Origin of the sequence: Acinetobacter sp. ANC 5054, from assembly GCF_002135295.1 — a bacterium.
GTDB lineage: Bacteria > Pseudomonadota > Gammaproteobacteria > Pseudomonadales > Moraxellaceae > Acinetobacter.
In genome coordinates this window covers 25,656-40,596 of record NZ_NEGG01000005.1, presented here as the reverse complement: position 1 = coordinate 40,596, position 14,941 = coordinate 25,656, and the positions used below count along the sequence as shown (strand labels likewise).

The window sequence follows — 14,941 nt, the reverse complement described above, 5'->3', positions numbered from 1 at the left end:
TTTATTTCATGCTTCATCTATTAGATGATATTCCTTAAGAATCATTTAAACTGAAGGAATACTGTGGACAATATTCAGGGAAATAGTACGTTTATAGAGATGCAAGGTCTAAAGGTTTATGTCAAGACATGGCAACCTGAAAAAATAAATCCAGATTTGGCACCGATCATACTCATGCATGACTCGCTGGGGAGTGTGGATTTATGGCGTGATTTTCCACAACAATTAGCAGCTGCTACGGGGCGGAGTATCTATGCATATGATCGTTTGGGTTTTGGGCAATCCAGTGCCCATCCAGACACATTAAAAATTGATTTTGTGCAAACCGAAGCACGTCAGATATTTAAAGCAGTCTTGGAACATTTTAATCTCCATCACTTTATTATTATGGGGCACAGTGTTGGTGGCGGGATGTCGGTTGTGATTGCTGCCGCTTACCCTGAACAATGTGTTGGCTTAATTACCATTGCTGCACAATATGAAGTGGAAGAACTCACTTTAGCGGGCATCCGTGAGGCTAAGGTTGGCTTTGAGCAGGCTGGACAAATTGAACGTTTGGCACGCTATCATGGTGATAAGGCACAGTGGGTACTTAATGCATGGACGGAAACATGGCTATCTCCTGAATTTCGTGATTGGAATTTATCTGAACATGTGGGTGGGGTTAATTGTCCAAGTTTAGTCATTCATGGAGCCTTAGATGAATATGCAACGAGTGCACAACCGCAGAAAATATTTCAAAGCGTTCATGGGCAGGCTGAGTTACAAATCTTAGAAGGATTGCATCATATGCCGCATAAAGAACAGCCTGAATTAGTATCGGCTTTAATTGCTGACTTTGTGCAGGACTTGAAATAAAGATAGTGTGTATAAAAAGCCCATCTTCGGATGGGCTTTATTTTTTTAGGTTATAAAGAGCGGGAGATGAGCTCTTTCATAATTTCATTGGTTCCAGCATATATACGGTTGGCACGGTTATCAATATAAGCGCGTGCAATCGGATATTCCAACATATAGCCATAACCACCATGCAGTTGTAAGCATTCATCGACAACTTTTGAGAACATCTCTGAAATTTTGTATTTTGCAGCAGCTGCTGCGTCAATCCCTAATTGTTCAGAAAGTTGCAGTTCCATACAGCGATCAAGATAGACCCGACAAAAATCAATTTCTGTGCGTAATTCAGCCAGTTTAAAGCGGGTATTTTGGAAATTCGATATGCTTTTACCGAAGGCTTTACGATCTTTGGTGTATTGAACAGTATGGGCAAAAGCAGCTTCTGCACCCGCTTGGCAAATGATTGCGACGAGCATCCTTTCCCAAGCCAGTTCTTTCATCAACATCATAAAGCCCATACCTTCCATCCCAAGTAAATTGGATTTGGGTACACGGACGTTATCAAAGAACAATTCGCAAGTATCTTGACCCTTCATGCCAATTTTATTCAAGGGTTTGCCTTTACTAAAACCTGCACGATCAGCCTCAACCATAATTAATGATAAATTGGCAGAACCTTTGTCACTATTGCCGGTCTTACAGACCACAATGGCCATGTCACACAGGTAGCCATTGGTAATAAAAATCTTTGAGCCGTTAATGATGTAGTCATCACCATCACTCACCGCAGAAGTACGTACAGCTTGCAAATCTGAGCCAGTCCCCGGTTCAGTCATGGCAATGGCAGTCACTGCTTCTCCAGAGGCCATTTTAGGCAACCAATATTGTTTTTGCGCTTCATTGCCAAAATTATTGATGTAGTTTGCGACGATGTCGGAATGTAAAGAAAAGCCAGTGGAAGAGTCCATTGCATAGGCCTGTTCCTCAATTAGTATCATGCTGTATAGTCGGTCGACGCCATAGCCCCCATAGGCTTCAGGCATGGTTGGGCAGAGCAGTCCCATTGCCCCTGCTTTATTCCATAAGTCTCGGTCTACATGTTGTTGTGATTCATATTTTTCAATATTAGGCACGACTTCTTTTTCATAAAATTTTCGTACAGTTTCCCGAAAAGCATCATGTTCTGCATTAAACAAATGACGTGGAAGCATATTATTGAGTGGGCGAATCGCTCCAGATTGCATGTTTGAATTTCCTATATTTTTTATAACTTTGAATCAAAGTATAAGAATCATTCTTAGGCTGCAATGTGCAGAATATTCAAAAGCTGAAAGATTACTGAAGGATTTGGTCAATGCTGTTAAAACTTTTCACGAAGGATGGCAGGATAAGGTAAACTATAGCGGTTCAAAGATTGGGGAATACAATGACTGACGACATCAGCTTAGAAGAGCGTAAAGTAATTTATCGCGCGCGCCGTGGTTTAAAAGAGATCGATGTATATTTTGATCCCTATGTTAAAAATCATTATTTACAAGCCGATGCAGCTGAAAAAGACATGTTTGCTGAACTGGTTGCAGCAGAAGACCCAGATTTACTGGATTGGTTTATGGAAGTGAGTGAACCACCTCGTTCTGAATTAAAGACATTTATTCAAAAATTAAAATTTTACGTACATGGATAATCGTCAATTCAAACTGAAACGTAGTGTTATGTCACATGCGTTTCAGTTTTTTATTTTTGCAGTCCTCATGACCTTGTTGTATCAAGTCGTTTCACCCATGATTTGGGGAATCTTCTTTGGCTTAGGTCTCGTTGTTTATCTATTATTTTTCCGCAGAGTATTGCATGTATCGAGCTTGGAATATTTAGATGGACAGGACTGGAGCCTACACCGTCTGCACCAACCCGTACAACGTGTCCAAATCAGCCATATTTTTGATCATCAATTGTATATCGTGGTGTATTTCATGCATGCACGTGCCAAACCTGTGATCATTTGGCGCGATCAGTTGTCTTTGAAACAGTGGAAATCACTTAAAGTATTGGCAAAAATGATCTAATTGTCAGACAGCTCATATTTATTTTATTTATTTAAATCTTTTAATTTCAGTATATTGTGTATATGCATATATTCTATTGTCCGACAATTTTATAATTTATTGGCAAAATATTTAAATTGTCGGACAATTTTTTTGGTGTGATGTTTTTTATCCCTATATATTAGCTTTACCCACAGCGTATTGAGGAAATCATCATGACGATGCCAACCTGGATGTTTCTGGTAATAGCAATTGTACTTGCAATTGTTGTAGGACGACTCGGAACAGTGCTGAAGGAACAGATATCACACAAATAAGCAATTTTTTGCTTTCACAGTTAATAAGTAGCATGTGCCGAACCGTCGCTATGCTACTTTTTTTTGCCCAAAATTTAGTCTTTAAGAAAAATCAGTCAATTGCATGGCGATTGAATCGTGGCACAGTGTGACTCTTAAATTAGAGCAAATACTCTTTAATTCAATTTTTGCTTCTGATATGTTTGTCGTGATGGACATAAACAAAATTATAGAGGACAGGAAAATGTCGAGCGTCCAAAAAATATGCCAGGGTGTGGCAGTTGTAGCAATAACAAGTACATTATTTGCGGGTTGTTCGCAGGTTGTAAAAACAGGTGCAAATGTAGCACTCGGATTTACGGAAAAGCATATTGTTCCGCCAATTTTGGCAATGGAAGATGCCGAAATGGTCTGTAATTCAGGGACCTCTCTGACACCAGCCATTATGGCGACCAAAGATATGGGCGCAGACCCAACACGTGTTGCAGTCTTAATGTATTCAGCTGCTGGGATTTGTGCAGAGCAAAAAGCATTAGATGCTGAATTACGTTATTTACGTGCTTCAAAATTAAACCAAGTCACTGAAGCACAGGATGCGCGCATTGAACAAAAGCGTTGGGCTGCTTTAGCGGCGCAGCGCCAATATACGGGTTATCAATTATTCCAAGATCGCTATGAGAAGAAATATAAAAAAGAGTTAGGTGAAGGCTGTCCAAAAATGAGCAGTGACATTGATCAAACTGTTTATATGCTAGGCATGCTCAGTGGTTTGCAAGCCATGACCAACGATATTAACTCAGGTGGTGCAGTCAATGTGCCGAAAGATATTGCTGCGATTGTGGAACGTGGCATGGTTTGTCTGAATAACGAAAAATTCTGGGGCGCGCCAAATGCGACTCGCGCAGTCATTTGGACCTTATTACCGGGTGCTGGTGACGGTAAGCCTGATCCTTATCAAACCCTGAAACAATCGACTCAAATTGGTGAGCAAAAAGGTGTACGTTTATCTCATGCTTTATATGCAGTAGCGGCGCAAGCGAGTGGCGATGATGCCAAGATCCGAGATGCACTGCGTACCTTTGCACAAGCACGTACCGATGAGAAACCCGTCAATCCACAGTTCAAACTGATTGATAGTATGGCAGAAAGTATGGTTAAGGGGATTTCTGATCGTTACTGGACAGAGCATACAGGTGTGCGTACAGGGGATGATGGTATGGCGCATTTCTGGGATGAAAATGCCAATAGTTCAGAATTAGATGATCTATTTGAAGGCGAATAAAACTATAGTCAGATAAATAGTCCAAGCCCTTCAACTTCATCAAGTGTTTTAGTAAGGAGAGCAAAATGAAAAATCAGTTTTTGATGAAAAAAATTGTTTTTTTAGCGGTTTTTGTCTCTCTTTGCGCCTGTCTTCAAGTCTTTAAAGATAGTTTTATTTATTGGCGTGAAGATTTATTTGGTGAATTTTGGCGGCTTTGGACAGCACATTGGGTGCACGTGGGATGGATTCATTTTGCGCTCAATATGTTGGCATTTATCTGCTTACCGTTTATTTTTCCACGTGCTGCCGTTTGGCATTTCACTGCAATTCTACTTATTCTTTCACCCCTAATTAGCCTCAGTTTTTACTTTTTCCTACCAGATATTGAAGCCTATGCCGGTCTATCAGGGGTGTTGCATGGCGCATACGTCACTGTAGCTTGTGTACATCTTATGTATAAGCGAGAGCGTAATTTTGCTGCCTTAGTTCTGTTTTTAATTTTAGCAAAATTAGTATGGGAAAATACCGTAGGTAGTACAGGAACAGCAGAACTAATTGGGAGTCCTGTATTGGTCGAAGCGCATTTACTTGGCGTGATTTGGGGAATTGTGATTGCGGTTTTCTATGTCGTGGGATGTTATGTCTTTGATCGAGAATGAGTGATTTGTGATTGGGTTGACAAAAAAAACAGAAAAGAAAATACATATTGTCATTTTTATTTTGGCCAGATTCATGCAAATTTAAACGTAATAATAAAACAGTGTGGTAAGAGGAAGGACGTTCTCGAACCAGAAAGGACAGGATGCTTGTGTTTAGCCAGCATTCGAAAATAAAAAATAGGAAGACTCATGCAAAATGATGAACGCAACAGATCAGGTATTGTTGGTCTGTTAAGTTATGTCTGGACAGAATGGATTTCGACTCTAGTCGTGTTGATCTTGCTTCTGCTTACATTGATTATCGGTACAGGGGAAATGATCCATGGTCAGCTTCTACGTACAGGTGAGCGTTTGTATGGCAATGAAAGTATTGGGATGCAGTATTCATTTTTACGTGTAGAACCGACCCAGCCAGATTGTGACCGTCATCCAGATGTGGATGCGCTGGTTCAAACTCAAATGAAAGCCAATGCTGCTGATGAATTTGCCGATATTTTTGGTACGGCATCGGAGTCAGATGTACGTACTTCTGTGATGGCAGGAGTGCAGCAGTGTGAAGAAAAATATCTATTTTATGATAAAGCCAAAAAATACTTAGATGAACATCCAAGTATTCGCACATATCGAACCATTGAAACCACATTCTTCGGAATCTTTAAGTTTGGTTCTGAAAACCGTGTGCTTATTTTATTGTTAATGGTCTTGGTATCAGCAATTACAGCTTCAGTTAAATTCCACCATATTGGTTTGCGTGCACCCACGACGCGTTTAGACTATAAAGTCTATGCGCTATTCATGGCGATTGGTAATGGCTTACTGACATTCTCTGTATATAGTCAATTTAACTCGGTCTTGAATTCTGGGGTGAAATCGACCACAGAAACCTTAGCCGTATATTGGTTATGGTTGGCACTGTTTGGCTGTGTGATGTTGATCAGTATCTATCAATTCTTTAAGCCACCTGCTGCCAAAGAACCGGGTTCAGGTAATATCGGTCTGGCTTTACTCAGTGTGCCACTGTATGCCTTCATGGCAATTATCACAGGTGTCGCATTTACCTTCTTTATGGATTATCCAATGGGTCAGGGGATTTACCTCGGACAATTGGTTGAGTTCTCAGGGATTTTCTTAAATCTTGCACTGTTTATTTGGGCCGGTATGTTGTTGACCCAAACTCGTGTCATGGATTTGTTCTTGGGTATTTTACGTCCTTGGAATTTAGCACCTGAAACTTTGACTTGGCTCATTCTAATTGCTGCTGCGATTCCAACAGCGTATACCGGTGCTTCGGGTATTTTTGTTGTGGCTGCGGGTGCGATTATTTATAAAGAGGTCTGGAACTCAGGTTCTCGTCGTCAATTTGCACTCGCTGTATCTGCAATGTCAGGTTCCTTAGGTGTGGTGATTCGCCCATGTCTATTGATTATCTTGATTTCAATGCTCGACAGTCGTCATGTGACGTCGGATGAGCTGTTTGACCATGGTATTTATGTTTTCTGGTTAACGGCATTTTTGTTCTTAGGGATTTCATTATTCCTTGCAGAAACACGCTTCCGTGTGGCATCGCCAAAAGTTGCTGTACCGGGAATGTTGAAAGCGTTTATTCCAGTGATTCCATATATCGTGCTGACTTTATTGGTCATCGCATTCTATAAATATGGTTTAGATACACAAATGGATGAGTTCACCGCACCGGTGGTGTTACCGATCATCCTGATTGTTTACATCATGTTTGACCGTTGGTTTGCAGATCGCTTTAGTCCGCAAGCCGTTGATGCGCATGAACAGCTTTCAATTCAACATGAGCAAAGTTCAGAGTTTATGCGGAGTCATGGTGGGCATGGTGCCAACCGTCGTGGTTTTGGTAGTTCAATTTGGTTTGCTTCGTCAGAAACTGTTGGTCATATCGGTGCGTTAATTATTTTGATGGCGCTATCTGCAAGTGTCGGCGGTCTGATTGAACGTACAGAAATCGTTGAATTGTTACCGACACATCTAGGCAATATCTATATTTCATTGGCCTTTATCGCATTGTTATTGGCGATTATTGGTATGACCACAGATCCATTTGGTGCAGTGATCCTCGTGGCGGCAACCATCGCACCAGTGGCGTATGAAAATGGTATTCACCCAATTCACTTCTGGATGATTGTCTTGGTGGCATTTGAATTAGGTTATGTATCACCTCCAGTTGCCTTGAACCACTTACTGACACGGCTATCCGTCGGGGATGAAGAAGTGCGGGCAGCAGACGCGGAAGCAAAAGAGAAATACACAAACTTCTACTATCGTTATGAACGCTGGATTCTGCCAATCTTGGTGTTGTTCCCAGCACTGGTGATCGTGACTTATGCCCCATACATACTGAAATTGTTTGGCTGGTATCAGTAATCTCTGAAAGTAAAAAAGCACCTTCGGGTGCTTTTTTATGGACACATGAAACGGATTATTTATTCGCTCTTTTCTCTTTTAAATTTATTTTGAAGGAGTGGGCTACAGAGCAAAATGGCAATAAAAATAAAGATAAAACCAACTAAGCTATAAGCGTCTGGTGTTTCATGCCAAAGTAGAAAACCCCAAATACCAGCGAAAATAATCGCAACATAATTGACTGGACCAATCTGTCCGGCTGGTGCGAGTTTATAGGCATTGGACATGAAAATTTGACTGATGTTGGCCAACAGTCCCGCACTGATTAAAAAGGCAAGTTCTTGCAGGGCGTAGGGGCGCCAAAGCCAAAACATCGGAACCATGGAAATGAGTGCGCCAAAAAAGCAGAAATAAAAAACAATACGCTCAGGTGGCTCAGTCGATGTCAGTGCACGAACAGTCACAAATGCCATCGCAGCTAAAAAGCTCGCGGTGAGTCCAATGAGGGAGAGTTGGTTAAACATACCTGCATCAGGTTTCGCGACAAATAAGACCCCAAATAAACCGACCACTGCTGCAATCAGCATACTTGGCGTCATTTTTTCTTTTAAAAATAACCAAGCAATCAGTGGAATAAAAATGGGCGAAGAGTAGGTAAATACCATGGCATTGGATAATTTTAGATGGGCAATGGCATAGAAGAAGCCATACATGGCAATGAGTCCAACCACAGAACGCCATGTATGCATCCAGATTTTTTCGGTTTTAAAAAACGCAGTGCCTTTTTTGAAGATAAAGGGCAAAAAAATAAAGAGTCCGACGACATTTCGAAAAAAGACGATGGTGGGATTGTCGACAGTATGGGATGCATAGCGAATGCAAACACCCATGATCGAAAACAGCAGGGCAGAGAGCATCAATAAGCCAATGGCTTTAGGAATGTTATGTGTTGTAGTGGTTGAAGACATAAAATAAAGGCCAGAAGATCCGATGATATTCTAGCCTAAATAATCTCAAGATGTGATAAAGCTACGGCTTATTTGCCTTGCTGAGCCAATTGAGCTTCGAGCAATTTAATCTGTTCTTCTTTCAGGTTGATAAGTTTATCAGCATCGCCATGTTGCTGTTTCAATGAGGTTTCTTGCTCATTCAATTGCTGTTGAATATCATCCAACTTGGCTATTTCCTCTTTGGCTAAAGAGGCATTTTCAGGGACAGGTGCATCCAACAGATCATCTTCAACCAGTTTTATAGTTTCAGTTTCCATAGCAGGGGCAGAGCTTTCTAATTCAGTGCTAACAGGTGTTGCTACAGCAGGTTTTGCCGGAGCGGCAGCCAGTTCTTCCTGATGTTCGGTATTTGTTTCAGCGCTACTACTCAACCATTGATACGCAAGAAATACTGCGATCAATACAGTTAAGCCCCCAATGATTCCCACTAAAAGTTTGGGATTATTTCTTTGATCTACTGTCATTATTTGACCTTAATTTTTATTTAGGCTGGCGTGGCTTAAATTGAATAACACCGACATCGTCTGGCACAGCAGGCTGTTCAGGTTGATCGACATGAGTTGGTCGATTTTCACTGTAGCCACAATCAATGCATTCAATCCATTCGTCGTCACCAGAGGTCAGCATGACAACCCGATCCATGGCCTGGCATTTAGGACATTTTGCGCCTGCAATGAATCGTCGTTTAATGGTCATCATACTTACCTTGAATCTAACTAAGGCCCTTAGTTTAAGCGTTTTTAGATGCGTTCGTCCAACCCTGATGACGAAGCAAAGCATCTATTTTTGGCTCGCGTCCACGGAAATTGATAAATGCATCAAGTGCTGTATCTTTTCCGCCAACTGCTAGAATAAATTGTCTAAACGACTTGCCAGTCGCGGTATTAAAAATCCCTTCATTTTCGAAACGATCGAAGGCATCACTGGCTAAAACTTCCGCCCATTTGTATGAATAATAACCAGCAGCATAGCCGCCTGCGAAAATATGACTGAATCCATGTTGGAATCGGTTGTCGCTGGTGGTTGGTGCAACTGCATATTTTTGACGAATGTCATCGAGGGTATGCTGAATACCCGCAGCATCTAAAGCGGGATTGGCTTTATGGATATTTAAGTCAAACATAGCAAATTCAATTTGACGTAAGGTTTGCATACCTGATTGGAAGAAGCGTGCATCTTGTAATGCTTTGAGTAGTTCAGCGGGTAAGCTTTGTTTTGATTCAGTATGCTCACTCAGTAAATCTAAACTTTCCTTATCCCATGTCCAGAACTCCATAAATTGACTCGGTAGCTCGACTGCATCCCAAGCCACACCATGTGTGCCTGCGACAGCAATATTATCCACTTCAGTCAGCATATGATGTAGACCATGTCCAAATTCATGGAACAACGTGGTCACTTCGTCATGGGTGAGCAGTGCAGGTTGATCGCCTACAGGTGGTGTAAAGTTACACACCATATAGCAAATTGGTTTTTGTAAGCCATGGCTGGTTTGCATGCGTGAACGGAATCCACTCATCCATGCACCGCCACGCTTACCACTGCGTGCATAAAGGTCGAAATAGAAACCGCCAATGACTGTGCCTTGATCTTCCAGTTCAAAATAATGCGCATCTGGATGCCAAAGGGGTGCTTCGCGTTCTACGATTTGAATGCCATAGAGGCGATTTACAATGCTAAATAAGCCTTGAATAATTTTGGGTGCAGGGAAATAGGGTTTCAGGTCTTCTTGCGATAAATTGAATTGCTGAACTTTGAGTTTTTCTGAATAAAAGGTGGTGTCCCAAGGTTTTAATTCGTTCACCCCATCAAGTGCTGCAATGGCCTTGAGTTCTGCAATTTCTTTTTCCGCAGGTGCACGAGCATGTTCTGCGAGTTCAATCAGGAACTGATCAACGGTTTCAACATTGGGTGCCATTTTGCTGGCCAATGACAATTCGGCATAGTTGTTGAAGCCAAGTAAACTTGCCATTTCCTGACGAAGTTTTAGAATTTCTTCCATGACTGCGGTATTGTCAAATTCAGTCAGATCGGATTGGTCTGAAGCACGAGTGGTATAGGCTGTATACAGCGCCTCACGAACATCACGATCTTCTGCATAAGTCATAATGGCGATGTAAGATGGAAAATCTAGCGTTGCCACGGCCTGATCTAATTCGCGTTGTTGACCATACTGTTTAAGCAGATCAATACTGCCTTGTGGTAAACCTTTAAGCTGAGCCTCAGTTAAGGGTTTGAAATAGGCTTGGGTCGCATCCAGCACATGATTGGAAAAATCTGAAGAAAGCTGTGAAAGGCGAGCAGAAATTTCAGCATAGCGTTTTTTGGCTTCGCCCTCTAAAGCAACACCCGAAAGTTTAAAATCACGTAAGGCCAATTTAATCGCACTTTGCTGTGCGGCAGGGAGTGTGCTCAACAAGCTGTTGTCATAGACATGTTGATAGGTTTGATACAGCGCAGTGTGTTGCCCAAGTTGAGTGTAGTATTCGCTTAAACTCGGCAATAGGGATTGATACAGTTCACGGGTTTCTGCATTGTTCATTACTGCATTTAAATGTGACAGTACACCCCATGCTTCACTCATACTATTTTCGAGGGTATCAACCTGTTCGAGTATATTGAGCTGCTGTTGAATTGAGTCTGGAACTTCTGTCAGCTCATTCAAAAACTGTTGCCCTTGCTGAATCGCAGTTTGAATTTTTTCTTTGAGTTGGTCCAAGGTGATTTGATCAAACTGTGGAACGGGAAGCGTTGCCTTTTCTAAAGTCATCATTTTTACTGCATCAATATTCTGTGTTAACTATAGAAGTAAGGCTTTGTATTGGGGAAATCAAGGCTCAGTAATTTTTAATTGTTTTATTTCTAGATATTCTGTAGTACCTGTATTTATAAAGTTGAAAAAAAGAGCGCCGAAGCGCTCTTGATTTAAACCTTAATCCGCAGCTGATTTAGCATTGGATTTTTTCTTTTTCGGTTTAGATTTTTTCTTCACTTTATCTTTAGCCTTTGCTTCAGATTTGCTTGCAGATTTTTTAGCAGGCTTTTTGCTGAAAGAACTGGGCTTCGCTTTGCCTTTTTTGCGTCGTATGGGCTGTTCTCCATCTTCGCTGGCAGTGGCTTTGTTGCGCTCTGCAAAAACTTCTTCTTTAGCACCAGTTTTAGCCACACGTGGGGCACGGCTGCGAATAGCACGACCAGCATGACTCAGTTGTTGGATCAATTCGAAGTCGATTTTGCGTTCTTCTAAATTGACACCTGCAACCTTAATTTTAACTTCATCGCCTAAGCTAAAGACTTGACCACGTGATTGACCAATGAGGCTTTGGCTTGGTTGGTCATAGACAAAGAAATCATCACCTAACTGGCTGACATGAATCATGCCATCGACATACAAATCTTTAAGTGTCACGAATAAGCCGAACTCAGCCGTTGCACTAATTGTACCGACAAATTCTTCACCCAAATGCTGCTGCATATAGTGACATTTCAACCATGTGGTAACAGAACGTGATGCTTCATCAGCACGACGTTCAGTGGCAGAGAAGTGTTCACCCGCATCATCTAAAGATGCACCAGAAATTGGATACGGTTTTTTCTTTAACTGTGCTTTGATGGCACGGTGCAACAATAAGTCAGGGTAGCGACGAATTGGCGAGGTAAAGTGTGTATACGCTTCATAGGCCAAACCAAAGTGACCTGCGTTATTGGCACCATAATAAGCTTGCATCATTGAACGCAATAACACGGCATGAATACTTGGTGCATCAATACGGTCTTTGGTTGCATCAATGACCGCTTGATAGTCGGCCTGAGTTGGCTGTTCTGGGAATGGTAAGCCCAATAATTTAACGAAATCACGAACTTTTTGAATACGTGAAAACTCTGGTGGCTCATGCACACGGTAGAGCATAGGAATTTCATTTTTTAATGCATATTCAGCCGCCGCAACGTTTGCCAATAACATACATTCTTCAATCAACTTATGCGCATCATTTCGGTTGCGTGGCAGGATTTCATTAATACCGCCAAGTTCGTCAAAAGTCATGTAAGTTTCAACGGTTTCAAATTCCATTGCATGACGTTCAGCACGTAAGCCTTTGAGCACTTGATACAACTGGAACAGGGTATTCACTGATTTACGCACATCGCGATCTTCAGGAATCGCCTGACTATTTCCATCGAAATATTCAGCCACTTGGGTATAGGTCAAGCGTGCTTTAGAGTGCATAACACCCGGATAAAATTCAAACTTGGTCACACGGCCCGCGCGAGACAAATTCAAATCACAGACCATACATAAACGGTCAAGATGTGGGTTCAATGAACACAAACCATTGGAAAGTGCTTCAGGCAGCATCGGCAAAACGAAGTGTGGGAAATACACAGAAGTCCCGCGTTCTTGTGCTTCATCATCCAGCGGCTTACCCGGACGTACATAATGACTCACATCAGCAATCGCCACGACGACGCGATAACCACCACCGGGACGTTTTTCAGCATAAACTGCATCATCAAAGTCACGGGCATCTTCACCATCAATGGTGACTAAAGCTAAATCACGTAAATCAACACGGCCTTCACGGTCTTGTTCGGATGGCTCTTTAAAACTGTCTGCTTCTTTTAGTACAGCTTCAGGGAATTCGTAGGGTAAACCAAATTCCAAAATCGTTTGTGGAATAATGATTTCGGTATCGGCTTTATCTGCCATTGATTGAACGATATGACCCGTTGCAAATTCATCTTTGGTTGGATAGTCATCAATTGCTACACGAACTGAATCACCCAATTTAACTTTGGCGTGTTCAATCAGCTCTTTTTCTAAAGTAATCGGCTGATGGGCATTCGGATTGGCAGGCTGAATAAAGTATTCACCTTCATATTCTGAAACTTTACCAATAATTTCTTTCACACGGTGCTGAAGCACCTCTGTCACAAAGCCCCAAGCTTTACCTTTACGGTCTACTGACGTTTGACGGACTTTGACACGGTCACCATTAAACACCTGACGAAGTTCACGTTCAGGCAGTAATAAGTCATCTTCACCGCTAATGTTGGCTGTACCCAAACCTTTCGAGTTGATGTAAACCGTTGCTTCATGAGTGGGTTGTTCAGTTGCAAGCTGGAACTTAAAGCCATCTTTCATCAACTGACCATCACGAACCATCGCAATCAGACGATGACTCAGCGCATCAATACTTTTTTGATCGGCAATTTCAAAATGCTCCACAAAATCGGCATGCGATAGGGGAGTTTTGAGTTGTTCAATCGTCTCCTGGATCAGAGTACGACTCGGAATTGGATTTTCATAACGTTCGGCTTCAGCTTTCGCTTCAGGATCGACCCAGTTTTTCATAATGTATTTGGCTTCAAATCAGAAGATTAGGATTAGCATAAGTCATGCACGCAGATACTGCACGCAATTGATTGCAATAAAGTGTTTTAAGTCGATATTTTACGATGTTTATGCAGTAAAAGTCTGAATGGGATAGCCTGAAATGCGCGATTTATCCGAAGAAATTTGAGAAATCGTTTAAAAAATATCTAATTGAGCAAAAAAATGAAAAAAATATAAAGACTGCGCTTGCAGTAGTACCCTGATCTTTGTATTATGGCGGCACGTTACGGTGAGATGGGTGAGTGGCTGAAACCACATCCCTGCTAAGGATGCATACGGGCAACTGTATCGAGGGTTCGAATCCCTCTCTCACCGCCACGATTTACTTATGTCGCGCTCATAGCTCAGCTGGATAGAGCACTTGGCTACGAACTAAGGGGTCGGGAGTTCGAATCTCTCTGAGCGCACCAATAAGTAAATCTGAAAAACGTAGTCTTTTAAGACGACACAAGTTACGCGCTCATAGCTCAGCTGGATAGAGCACTTGGCTACGAACTAAGGGGTCGGGAGTTCGAATCTCTCTGAGCGCACCAACTTGAACAAATTACCGCACATGTTGCGGTTTTTTTGTGCCTGTAATTTATAGACTGATTGACCTGCTTCACGGAAAGTGTTTTGCTCACCTGATCATTGGTCTTGGTTATTATTGAATCACCCATTGCGCCTTGGTTTTTATGCCTAAACCAACGGCTTAAGAAAAAATTAAAAACTGTAGGATTTAGAATCTACGCTGAGTAAATATTTCAAGCAGAATTTAAACATCACGGTGAAAACGGACAAAGCGTGAATTAATGACGTTGTTGTCGTGAATTTTATAGACTGAATAGTGATGGAAATTTTAAATCTGCCGAACAATTCAACGAATTACAAAGATATGTCTAAATACTAGACACTCAGTCTGATTTATACAAATAAACGCTTAACAAAAAATAATAATCACGTATAATGAGCCTCATCAAGACGTCGCGCTCATAGCTCAGCTGGATAGAGCACTTGGCTACGAACTAAGGGGTCGGGAGTTCGAATCTCTCTGAGCGCACCAACTTGATCAAGATTGAGAAAACCGCA

At 41.7% G+C, this 14,941-nt stretch carries 12 protein-coding genes and 4 tRNA genes; 10 read left to right on the top strand and 6 right to left on the bottom strand.

Translation table 11 applies throughout. The annotated features are described in order from the left end of the window. Positions 1-63: 63 nt before the first annotated feature. Positions 64-858, top strand: coding sequence for an alpha/beta fold hydrolase (locus B9T33_RS06460; protein ID WP_228145792.1), 795 nt, complete (start codon positions 64-66; stop codon positions 856-858). 50 nt (positions 859-908) lie between these two features. Here the strand turns inward: B9T33_RS06460 and B9T33_RS06455 are convergent, their stop codons facing one another. Further along, on the bottom strand, positions 909-2,081 hold the full coding sequence (locus B9T33_RS06455) for an acyl-CoA dehydrogenase family protein (RefSeq protein ID WP_086178137.1): 1,173 nt from the start codon (positions 2,079-2,081) through the stop codon (positions 909-911). A gap of 182 nt (positions 2,082-2,263) precedes the next feature. On the opposite strand from B9T33_RS06455, the gene B9T33_RS06445 reads away from it, so the two are divergent. The 5 genes from B9T33_RS06445 to B9T33_RS06425 all read left to right on the top strand — a co-directional run bounded on the left by B9T33_RS06445 (position 2,264) and on the right by B9T33_RS06425 (position 7,489). Then, complete coding sequence (locus B9T33_RS06445; RefSeq protein ID WP_086178135.1) at positions 2,264-2,521, top strand: succinate dehydrogenase assembly factor 2; 258 nt, start codon at positions 2,264-2,266, stop codon at positions 2,519-2,521. Next, on the top strand, positions 2,514-2,900 hold the full coding sequence (locus B9T33_RS06440; RefSeq protein WP_086178134.1) for a hypothetical protein: 387 nt from the start codon (positions 2,514-2,516) through the stop codon (positions 2,898-2,900). The genes B9T33_RS06445 and B9T33_RS06440 overlap by 8 nt, the downstream gene beginning before the upstream one ends. A 519-nt stretch (positions 2,901-3,419) precedes the next feature. Continuing rightward, on the top strand, positions 3,420-4,457 hold the full coding sequence (locus tag B9T33_RS06435; protein ID WP_086178133.1) for a hypothetical protein: 1,038 nt from the start codon (positions 3,420-3,422) through the stop codon (positions 4,455-4,457). Between the two features lie 65 nt (positions 4,458-4,522). Beyond that, positions 4,523-5,098, top strand: coding sequence for a rhombosortase (gene rrtA, locus B9T33_RS06430; RefSeq protein ID WP_086178132.1), 576 nt, complete (start codon positions 4,523-4,525; stop codon positions 5,096-5,098). A 189-nt stretch (positions 5,099-5,287) separates the two neighbouring features. Continuing rightward, positions 5,288-7,489: a TRAP transporter large permease subunit gene (locus tag B9T33_RS06425; RefSeq protein ID WP_086178131.1), complete on the top strand. Its 2,202-nt coding sequence runs from the start codon at positions 5,288-5,290 to the stop codon at positions 7,487-7,489. Positions 7,490-7,548: 59 nt separating this feature from the next. Here the strand turns inward: B9T33_RS06425 and B9T33_RS06420 are convergent, their stop codons facing one another. From B9T33_RS06420 to rnr, 5 genes are all read right to left on the bottom strand, one after another. Next, the gene (locus B9T33_RS06420; RefSeq protein ID WP_086178130.1) at positions 7,549-8,436 is read right to left on the bottom strand and encodes a DMT family transporter; all 888 of its coding nucleotides are present in this window, start codon (positions 8,434-8,436) and stop codon (positions 7,549-7,551) included. A 68-nt stretch (positions 8,437-8,504) separates the two neighbouring features. Further along, complete coding sequence (locus tag B9T33_RS06415; protein WP_086178129.1) at positions 8,505-8,942, bottom strand: hypothetical protein; 438 nt, start codon at positions 8,940-8,942, stop codon at positions 8,505-8,507. Positions 8,943-8,958: 16 nt separating this feature from the next. Then, a complete protein-coding gene (locus tag B9T33_RS06410) occupies positions 8,959-9,168 on the bottom strand; it encodes a YheV family putative zinc ribbon protein (protein ID WP_171263595.1) in 210 nt (69 codons plus the stop codon). A 40-nt stretch (positions 9,169-9,208) separates the two neighbouring features. Then, positions 9,209-11,248, bottom strand: coding sequence for a M3 family metallopeptidase (locus B9T33_RS06405; protein WP_086178308.1), 2,040 nt, complete (start codon positions 11,246-11,248; stop codon positions 9,209-9,211). Positions 11,249-11,410: 162 nt separating this feature from the next. Then, positions 11,411-13,834, bottom strand: a complete 2,424-nt coding sequence (rnr, locus tag B9T33_RS06400) for a ribonuclease R (RefSeq protein WP_213033192.1) — start codon at positions 13,832-13,834, stop codon at positions 11,411-11,413. Between the two features lie 267 nt (positions 13,835-14,101). Here rnr and B9T33_RS06395 point away from each other — a divergent pair. The 4 genes from B9T33_RS06395 (at position 14,102) to B9T33_RS06380 (ending at position 14,915) form a co-directional block, all read left to right on the top strand. Next, positions 14,102-14,191: transfer RNA gene (locus B9T33_RS06395), tRNA-Ser, on the top strand. A 15-nt stretch (positions 14,192-14,206) separates the two neighbouring features. Then, positions 14,207-14,283, top strand: a tRNA-Arg gene (locus tag B9T33_RS06390). A gap of 46 nt (positions 14,284-14,329) precedes the next feature. Then, a tRNA-Arg gene (locus B9T33_RS06385) sits at positions 14,330-14,406 on the top strand. Positions 14,407-14,838: 432 nt separating this feature from the next. Beyond that, a tRNA-Arg gene (locus B9T33_RS06380) sits at positions 14,839-14,915 on the top strand. The last annotated feature ends 26 nt before the right edge of the window (positions 14,916-14,941 follow it).